Source organism: Polaribacter sp. IC066 (assembly GCF_007997085.1).
Taxonomy (GTDB): domain Bacteria; phylum Bacteroidota; class Bacteroidia; order Flavobacteriales; family Flavobacteriaceae; genus Polaribacter.
Genome location: NZ_VORR01000081.1, coordinates 1 through 9,611 on the forward strand (window position 1 = coordinate 1; position 9,611 = coordinate 9,611).

Annotated in this window: 6 protein-coding genes and 1 pseudogene; all 7 read right to left on the bottom strand. The window is 27.7% G+C overall.

What is annotated here, in order from left to right; all coding sequences use genetic code 11:
- Nucleotides 1-94: 94 nt before the first annotated feature.
- A complete protein-coding gene (locus tag ES044_RS17360; RefSeq protein WP_147187442.1) occupies nt 95-634 on the bottom strand; it encodes a hypothetical protein in 540 nt (179 codons plus the stop codon).
- A 220-nt stretch (nt 635-854) separates the two neighbouring features.
- The gene (locus tag ES044_RS17365; protein WP_147120523.1) at nt 855-1,961 is read right to left on the bottom strand and encodes an AAA family ATPase; all 1,107 of its coding nucleotides are present in this window, start codon (nt 1,959-1,961) and stop codon (nt 855-857) included.
- 4 nt (nt 1,962-1,965) lie between these two features.
- Entirely contained in the window at nt 1,966-2,502 is a 537-nt protein-coding gene (locus ES044_RS17370) for a hypothetical protein (RefSeq protein WP_147120524.1), read from the bottom strand.
- Between the two features lies 1 nt (nt 2,503).
- Nucleotides 2,504-4,168 (bottom strand): AI-2E family transporter, encoded by a 1,665-nt coding sequence (locus ES044_RS17375; RefSeq protein WP_147120525.1) that lies wholly within the window; start codon nt 4,166-4,168, stop codon nt 2,504-2,506.
- A 224-nt stretch (nt 4,169-4,392) separates the two neighbouring features.
- Nucleotides 4,393-6,183 carry a UvrD-helicase domain-containing protein gene (locus ES044_RS17380; RefSeq protein ID WP_147120526.1) on the bottom strand — a complete coding sequence of 597 codons (1,791 nt, stop codon included), beginning with the start codon at nt 6,181-6,183 and terminating at the stop codon, nt 4,393-4,395.
- A gap of 1 nt (nt 6,184) precedes the next feature.
- The gene (locus ES044_RS17385; protein ID WP_147120527.1) at nt 6,185-8,230 is read right to left on the bottom strand and encodes an ATP-dependent nuclease; all 2,046 of its coding nucleotides are present in this window, start codon (nt 8,228-8,230) and stop codon (nt 6,185-6,187) included.
- Nucleotides 8,231-9,035: 805 nt separating this feature from the next.
- Nucleotides 9,036-9,509 (bottom strand): annotated as a pseudogene (locus tag ES044_RS17390) (type IIL restriction-modification enzyme MmeI); the annotation flags it as partial.
- Nucleotides 9,510-9,611 lie beyond the last annotated feature (102 nt).

Below are 9,611 nucleotides of genomic sequence, written 5' to 3' on the forward strand. Positions count from 1 at the left end.
ATCACACACTTATCAACCGATGTGCATAAACAACTGCTTTTTTTGAAATAGAATGACTAAAAATAAAAAATTGTGGATAAAATAAATCAAATTGTTAACAACCACTAAACATCCGCTGAATAGTTACTTTTAAATTGTCAATTAACACACCCTTTCTTAAATTACTTTTTCTGTCTCTGAATTTATTTAACTCTACTTCAATTTTATCACTTTTATTTAGAGTAATGAATGAGTAAAGCACGATGAATAGAATTTCTATTTCATAATATTGTTGATAAAGAAAACAAGTGTTTTGGTTTAAATCTGCATTAGGCGCTTGCAATGCAATTTCAAATGCATTCAGCCTTTTTTGAGAGAATATTTCAGATGAATTATTCTCAAGAAAATGCTTTAACAGTTGATCATGTTTTGATGTGCCAACTTTAAAATCTAAAATATTCTTGAACTCGGTAAGAGCTTCTTGTTCGTCTTTGTTAAAAAGTAAAGTAAACAACCAATTTCTGTAATAAGAAAAAGCGTCTTTATTCTCCGAAAACAATTTCAGTAGTTCTCTTTGATAGATTACTGGCTCGGCAAGTTTAAAGTCAGAAGATAGCCAGTGTTCAAAGTTTAATATTCTGTTTCTCAAGTTCATTCTTTGCGGCTTTTTATGAGCCATAAATGTTAGTATATGAAAAGTAGGGCAGTTAATAAGCACTTTCGTTTCGGTTTATTACTTAGCTAAATATAAATATTTTGCTTTTATCTTTTCTTCTATAAACGCCAAATTTTATATTTAGCGGACTTTGTTAATATACATAGAACATTCGATTTAGCACAAACGACCTATGTTTTTTATACATTGTTAATTACCGTTATTTTTTACCAGTACAAATATCATTAGAAATAATTTCTTTTAGATCTTTAATTGAAGGGTTCTCTATTTTGAAAACTCTTTTTGCGTGTTGTAAAATTATATTATCAAACATATTTCTAACCAATCTACCATTTGCAAAATCATCTTGTTTTTCACGTGTCAATTCAGTTAAATATTGTTTGATTTTAGATTTTGATGAATCTGTTAAAATGTAATTGTTTTGATTACATTTTAATTTAAGTATTTCATATAGTTCTAAATCATTAAAGTCTTCAAATTCAATGAACGTGTTAAATCTAGATTGTAATCCTTGGTTAGATTTAAAAAATAAATCCATAGGTTTTTTGTACCCCGCTACAATCACAACTAAATCATCTCTATAATCTTCTAAAGCTTTGGTTAATTCGGTTAAACATTCCTTTCCATAAGAGTCAGAATTTTCGTTTTCAGTAATACTATATGCTTCATCAATAAATAGAACACCTCCAATAGATTTTTTAATTACTTTTTTTACTTTTAATGCAGTTTGTCCTTGATATCCTGCAATAAGATCAGTCCTAGAAACTTCTATAAAATGACCTTTCGATAATAGCCCTAAATGTTTATAAATTCGACCTACAATCCTTGCAACAGTAGTTTTTCCTGTGCCAGGATTTCCTATAAAAGCCATATGAAGAGTTTGATTAAAGGATTGTAATCCATTTTCTTTTCTTAAACTTTGTATTTTTTGTAGAGCTATTAAATCCTTAACTTGTTGTTTTACATTATTAAGACCAATTAAGACATTAAGTTGGTCTAATAATTCTTCAATAGAATAAAAATTTTCTTTATTTTTTTGAAGATAATTTTCTATAATACTTGAGACATTAATAGCACCAAAAAAAAGTAATAAGCAATTTTTAACATCACGACTCATATTTTTTATTTTATTAGTGTCGTGAATTTTTAAAATATTATCTAGAGACTTATAAAGATTAAGAGTTTGAGATTCTGATTGATGTTCACATATTTCAGTAACGTAACTTTTTAAATTGAACTCTGAATTGGTTTCACGTTCTAATACTTCAATACTTTGGAGAAATGTTTCTTTGTACTTTTCTGTCATTTTATTATTTTAAAAAAATAAAAATTGATAGACCTATAGAGAATGTAATACTTACAATAGATAAAATGGTTAGTAAATTAATTCTGCTAGCCAGTTTTTTGTTTATTACATCTAAATTACCATCAATACCTAAAATTTTTCTTTTTTCTTGTAATTTCTTCACTAGTAGCTGAAGGGCTTTTGTGTTTTGCTCTGCTCTTTTAGCAGAGTCTAATGCATGTTTACTAGCTACTTCAGCTGAATTTTGAGCAATCAGAATACTTTGAATATATTCTTTATCAAGAGAATCAAAAGTGTTATAGATTGTTTCGAATTCACGTATTATTTTTATGCTAACTTGTTTTTGGTTGATTAGTTCATCTTGTACATCATTAACAAATATATTTAATTCGCTTCCAGTTACTTTGTGATTGAACATTCCAAAAATACCTGAATCCTCCTCAAACGATTTAAAATTTGTTTTTTCAGGTATATTTTTTGAAAACTCTCTTAATTTGTTTTGACTTTTTTCAAAATCATGGGACTTACCAATATTACTCATATTATAGGTTATTTATTTCTCCAAACAAATCATCGAAATCATTATTTGAGTTAGTTTTTTTATAATTATTAATTATTCGTTGAGCTGAATTTTTTAAGTAATCTTCGGCATCTTTATGTCTTTTTTCTATTCTATTGCTTAACTTTTCTTTTTTTTGGTCTAAAGTTTCAATTTTGACATCAATTAATTGGTTTTGCTTAATAATTATTTCAGATTTCTTATTTGACTGTTGTGATTTATTTAATTTTAACTGTTTTTTAGTAATAAAACGATCTATCATATTCAGACCAAGTGCTCCAATTAACCCTGCAATTAAAGAACCTAAAAATATACCTATTATACTAGCGATACTTCCTAAAAGTGGTATTTCAAAAGCTAATACTGGAAATGACACTGTTAATCCTTTTTCTATAGCTTCTCCTAAAACTAAAGCACCACCAACAGTTAGGCCTCCAATTATTATTTTAGAAATATTAAGCATTATTTCGCTTAATGATTTGTTCTTGTTTTCAGGATTTCTAACATAATTTATCGCTTCTTTTAAGGATTTCCAACCTTGTTTCAAGAACATCCAAGTTTTTTTTATAGTTCTTAAAATTGGTCCCAATACAGCTGTTGCAACAGAAGTTGCAAATGTATCTCCAGCTTGTTTTAGGTGTCTTTTAAAGTCTTTAAAAAAAGATTTTATTGCATCTTTCATGTGATCAATAAAAGTATTAAAATTTTTAGATGCAGATTTAAACCATTGAACTAATTTTTTAATTAGGGTTTTTAGTAGATCTGCTAATAGCCCCATTAAGACAGCTCTCAAGCCGTGTTTAGCCATTTTACTTGATTCTTTAATTCTTGATTTTTCACCTGCGTCTATTGATTTATTTTCGCCTTCTTGTTTTTGTTTCTCAAATTCTTTTCTAGCCTCTTTATCTTTTTTTCTGTATTCCTTTTCTTTTTTTTTATCTAAATCATCAAAAATTTCATTTGGTTTTTGTCCATTTGCATTTGGGTTACCCAACCATTCTTCCATTTTTTTATCACTTTTTGACCTATTATGACTAGCGTCCATCTCATTAAGATTTTTATCACTATTAGCAAACTTAACTTGCTCTTCTTGTGTCATATGTGCATTTGTAACAGGGTCTCTTGTTATTTCAGCTGCAGAAATAGTATGATCCATATCTGTTTTTTTTTCTCTTGATCCTGTTGGTCTATCTTTATCAAAACTATCTCTTGCTCTTTTTTCTATGACCTCTTTACTCTTACCAGTTCTATCTGTAAAAGTTTTAATTGTACCATCTTCGTTCTTTTGAAACTTAGCTTGGTGGTCATCATATCTTTTTTGATAATCTATTTCACTATTATTTTTAGCTATCTTACCTTTAGCAAAATTATATGTAGTTTGAGTGTGCGCACTCTTTCTTGGGTCAAAGTTCAGACCCTTATTATCTTCAATAAAGTTTTCACCCGCATTAGTTCCAATTGCAATTTGAAATTGTTCCCAAATAACATTCTCCATTGTTTCTCCTATACTTACAGGGTCTCCAATTTTTAACTCTTCATTTTTTAAAAACTCTAAATCTTCAAAAGAATTCTCTAAATCAGAGGTAACTTGACTTTCTAAATCTTCTAAATTAAAGTCGTTATTTTGTTCATTTTGAAGTTGGTTCATTTTTTTGTTTTAATGGTAGCTAACGTTTAGTATAAGAAACGTAGGGCAGTTAAAAAGCACTTTCGTTTCGGTTTATTACTTAGCTAAATATAAATATTTTGCTTTTATTTTTTCTCTTAAATGCTAAATTTTATATTTAGCGGACTCTGTAAATATTCACAGACCTTTCGGTTTAGCACAAATTCCCTATGTTTTTTATACAGTGTTAGGTTTTCGTGCTTTTTTCATTGTGATTGTATGTTTTCGTTACCAAACCATTCCGTTATTTTATTCATTGCCGAATCTCCCATTTGAGAAAGAGTTAAAACAACTAAATTTTCTTTAGCTCTTGAGCAAGAAACATAAAACAGGTTTTTAGTTCGTAATTCCCTATGTTCTTTATCATCAGTGCTATTAAAGAATTTTTCAAAATTATATTTTGCAACCCAACTTGTATCGTCTATTACAACCAAAACATTTCTATATTCTTCTCCTTTTGTACCATGCTTAGTTGAATATGAGGTTTGTTCTTGAATATGTTTAAAAGCACAAATCATTTCATTATAATTAGTAAGCATTAAAGCTTCAAAGAATGTTTTATTTTTAGTTGCTCTTTTTAATTCTACTTCATCACTAATAGTTGAGACATCTATACTTATCTTTTTTAAGAATTTTTGTAATTTTCTAGAGGGAAGGGATAACTTATTTTCTTGGCAAAAATTAAAAACATCTTGGATTGTTCCAGTAGTTCTTAAAGTAGTTAATTCTTTTAATTTATTTTCTATTTCCTGTTTGTCCGAATGTTTCGTTAGAGAGCTAAAAACACCTTGTTGTTTTAGATACTTTATAACTCTGTTATAATTTTTGTCAGCCCAAAAAGAAACTAAATGTTCAATTCCTATTTCTCGTTCACTAGAGGTTTTTTTGTCTTTAGAACCAAAGAAGTAAGACGAAAAATGATTTTCTCTATTTAATAATTCAGCTTTAGGGTCATAAAACCTTTTTGAATAAGTTTTATATAAATTTCCAAAGCCTGCTCTTTCTGCAACTTTACTATTTGCAATTATTAGAATTTTGTCATCACCTGATTCTGAAAAATCCCAACCTTCTGCTTCTAATCTTGTAATAATACTCTCATAGTCTGAATCTTTTTTAGGTCCTATTCTCGCTCGATAAGGTGTAACTTTTTCTTTTGGTTGTATTGGAGAATTTGTACAATTAATAAATTGAACGCTTCCTTCAATTCTTTCTTTACTTTCAGGTATTGTTTGAGTTATATTATCTCGAATTTTATTTAATAGATTAACAATACTTTCGGAAGAACGATAATTGTCGTCCTTTGTTACAAGTTCAAGTTTGTTTGAATCAATATACGATTGTAATGAACCAATACCAGTGTCGTAAATTTTTTGATAAGAATCTCCATAGAAACCAACTAATAGTTTCGCTTTGTTTTTTTCAAGTAGATGACTTACAATAGCATCAACAGTTTCACTAGCAGTATCTTGATATTCATCTATAAATAAGTAAGGATATTTTTGACCTAAAATATGAGTTAGGGCTGTATAGTTTTTAAACATTTGTAAAGACAAAGTTATTACATCATCATGATGAAGACTTCCTTGTTCAAAATCTCTATAACCACTATCATCATAAGTAACTTCTTTAATTCTATCTTTTAATCCAGTTTTGTATTTATCTGGCTTATCAATAAGCATAGCTTCATTTAATGAATCCAATTGAATTATTAATTGTTTGTTGAATCTTTTGATGCAATCCCATAAAAATTCGTGAATAGTAGAGACAATGACTAAAGGATTATTTTCAAGCCTTTCAATAATTTCATTTTTTGCTACATTAGTATAAGTAATACAAACAATTTTTTGATTGTTTAACTTGATACTTTTTCCTTTTGTTTCTAAAACGTGATTTATTGTCTGAATTAAAGTATATGTTTTTCCTGAACCTGCTCCAGCTTCAAGTACATAGCTTTTATTTTCTTCTATATGCTCTATTATTTGTTCTATAGCTGTCATTCTAATCGTTTTTAGCTAGCCAAAACAAACCTTCATTTATATATTCGGGAACTTTCCATTCGCCATATTTATCTTCATCAAATGACATAATATCAAATGTAAATTCTGTTTTTTGTTTTGATGTAAACTTATCAGGTATTTCTTTAGAAATATCTTTATTTTTTAGATATGAAAACTCATTTTTAATGACTAGATTTTCTTCTCCGTCCTCAATATGTTCAGATAAAAAAAACTTTTTATTTGTATTTATAAAAGCATCTTCAAAACTTCTTGCGTTAAAACCGTTTTCATCTGTTTGATAAGCGACACAGATATTATCCTTTATTTTTTCTTTAACTTTACAACTTGTTAAATCTGATATAGTTGTCTTATTTGGCAACCATTTTATTAAAGTATAGTTTGTAGTAAATTCGCCAACATCAACTTTGCATTTTCTAGTTTTCTTTTTTTCTCCGTCTTGGTGTTTTTGTGCAGAATCAATATCTGTAATTATTAATGTTCTTACGTTAATAAACTCTAACATTTCCTTAAAAGAGTGCGCATATGCTCCTCCAACTTCTAAAATTGAAACATATTCATTACACAATGAATTTGCAGATTTTTTAATCATTTGAGGCAAAAGCATACGTTCAGTCGTTCCTTCAACTAATATAACTTTATCAGCAAAAAATAAATCTGATTTATGGAGTGTTAAATATTGCCTTAAAAATCGAAAAGTTCGCTCATCATTTTTAATTTTTAAATTATTAAAATCTTGATTTGTTATTTTGAATCCAGTTTTAGTTGTTAATCTATTAAAATATCTAATTCTATTAAATCCTTTTTCTGTGTCAATCCCTGATTCTGAAAGAATATGTGAAGAATGAGTTGTGATAATTACTTGTATTTGTATATCAGTATCCTTTTTAGCGTCTTTTACAACTTCTGTAACTTGATTGATAAACACTTGTTGCATTTGTGGGTGCATATGAGCTTCGGGCTCTTCTATAAGAACTACAAGGAAATTTGATAGTTTTTCTTCTTTTGAGTTTTTGAATTTTTCAATGAAACTTGCTAACTCTAAAATCATGTATATTAGATTGCTATAACCAAGTCCATTATAACTTTCAGGTAAATCTATTTCATCTTGTTTGTAAAGATATTGAATGTTGTTTTTTATAACTTTTTCAGAATCAAATTTTGAATCTATTGATATTGGTGGAATAGAAATAGGTGTTTTTGCTCCAAATTTTTGCAGTTTTGTTTGAATACTTTCAAGTACTTTATTGTATTTAATTTTTAAATCTTTTGATACTGATTTAAGAGCAGTTTCTAATTCAATTACATCTTTATTGTTTTTATCTCTCTGATTATAGTAGTTAGAAAAACCAAGAGATAAAGCATTATTAGTATCACCTTTTGTATCATCTAAAATCCTCATCGCTTTTATATTTTCAAAAAGCACTACTTTTTGAATTTTAGTTTTAAAGCTATCTTCTATTTTCCTATGAAAATCAGATTCTTTATCAATAGCATAACAAACAGTTTCGTATAAAAAATTTATGTTTTTATGCAGATATTCTATTAATTCAATTGTTTTATCTTCTCTGTTTTCAAATGATTGAAATACCTTTAAAGTGTTTTTTGGTTCAAAAGAAATGCAAATTGTAGCATCATTTCTAGCATCCTCTAAATCAGTTATAAATTCACTAAGCTCAACTAATGATTCATTATTTGCTTTATTGTACTGGATTTCATAATTGATTTTAATTTTTGGAACTTCAACTATTAATTGTTTTTCAAGTCCATCACGGTCTTCTTCTGTTATTCCGTCTGTTTTAGATTCTAAATATTTGCTATAGACAGCTTTGAAAGTTGCATAAGTACTTTGAGAAAAATCCTCAAAAATAAATTTTCCATCAGTAGAAGTAGCCAATTTTATCGCTTCAAAAAAAGAAGTTTTTCCTGTGTTATTTTTTCCGACAATTAACGTTATATCCGCCTCTAAATTACAAATCACTTCCTCTAAAAGGCGAAAATTTTTAACTTCTATTTTTTTGATTTTCATTCAGCTTGTTGTTTGGTGTAGAGTGGTTTTTTTTTGCATGAAACCTAACAATTGTATCTGCGTATTGTTGTCATATCGCATATATCTATACTTGTTTAAAATTAATATTCTATTTTATTTGTCCAGTAGCTCGTAAAATTATTTTCGGCTATTATTTCAATTTTGGTCATTGCAATTTTTTTCTTTTTATTTTCTTTTGGAAATCAGTGAAATTTTATTGTTTCGAGATTTCTTTTTTCATAATTATTTTTTTTTTGCAATTCGTTTTCTGGTAATGTTACAAAATTCCTTGTATACGCATAAAAATAATTATTATTTTTTTTCTAAAGATAATACATTGTATACATAAATTTTTTAGTCATTAAAGTTAAAATTTGAAGATCCCTTTTACCATGTTTTTTATTAATGTTTAGGTTTAAAATTGGTTTGGTTTTACCTTAAAAATTGCTCTTCTAAAAGGTTTACCTACCTTGAAATTGTATTACTGAACATAAATTTTAACCTCACTACTCCTACCCTATTTAATTTTAAACAAGGGTAAGACAAATATTTTAATATTACTTACGGGATACCATAAACAACTCTTTTTATTTGTACTTTTTTTATTTTTATGAAGTTTTGGCATTTATAGTTGGGTTGGTTTTATATTATTGCTCCCATTGTTGCACAAGATTTGTTGCTATATTTAAGCACTAAAGTTGATAAACAAAACACAGATAGAAAAACTGTTTAATTTTTTATAACTTTCTTAATTTCATGTATTTTTCTATGATTTTTTCCTTGTCCTCCTCTAAAACCAATTTATCTATGGCGTATTCGGTTTCTTTCTTTTCGGTTTCTTTTCGCTCAATAAGGGCGCTGTGTAACGATTATATAAATCAAACAAATATTCTATTCTTGCATTTTCGTTGGCAAATGCTTGCGGTCTGTAACATAAATCTACAGCTTTGTCTAACTGTTGATGCGCTTTTACCAATTTAGGAGGCATCATAAATGGATGGTATAAATCTGCTAAACTACTCTCTGGAAATTCTAATCGCATCTCTAATACTTTTTGTGCTTTCTCTTCTACCCTATTTTGATTCTTCTCACTGGGTTCTAATGGCCAAGGATAGTTGTTGTAAACCATTTCATTAGAATATCTGAAATCACTTTTTATTCTACCACAGGTATATTTCACCCAAGTCATATGTATTTCTGATTGCAAAACACCAAATTCATATAAATTCGCATTAGGAACGATACTTGTTGAATTATACTCATTACAAATAGGATCCCGAAAAATTAGGTTTAATAATTTGAAAATTATCTGTTAGGATATTTTTGAATTCCTCATTTTTCCAAGAGTGACTTTCTAAGAATTCGATTACCTTTTCTCTAA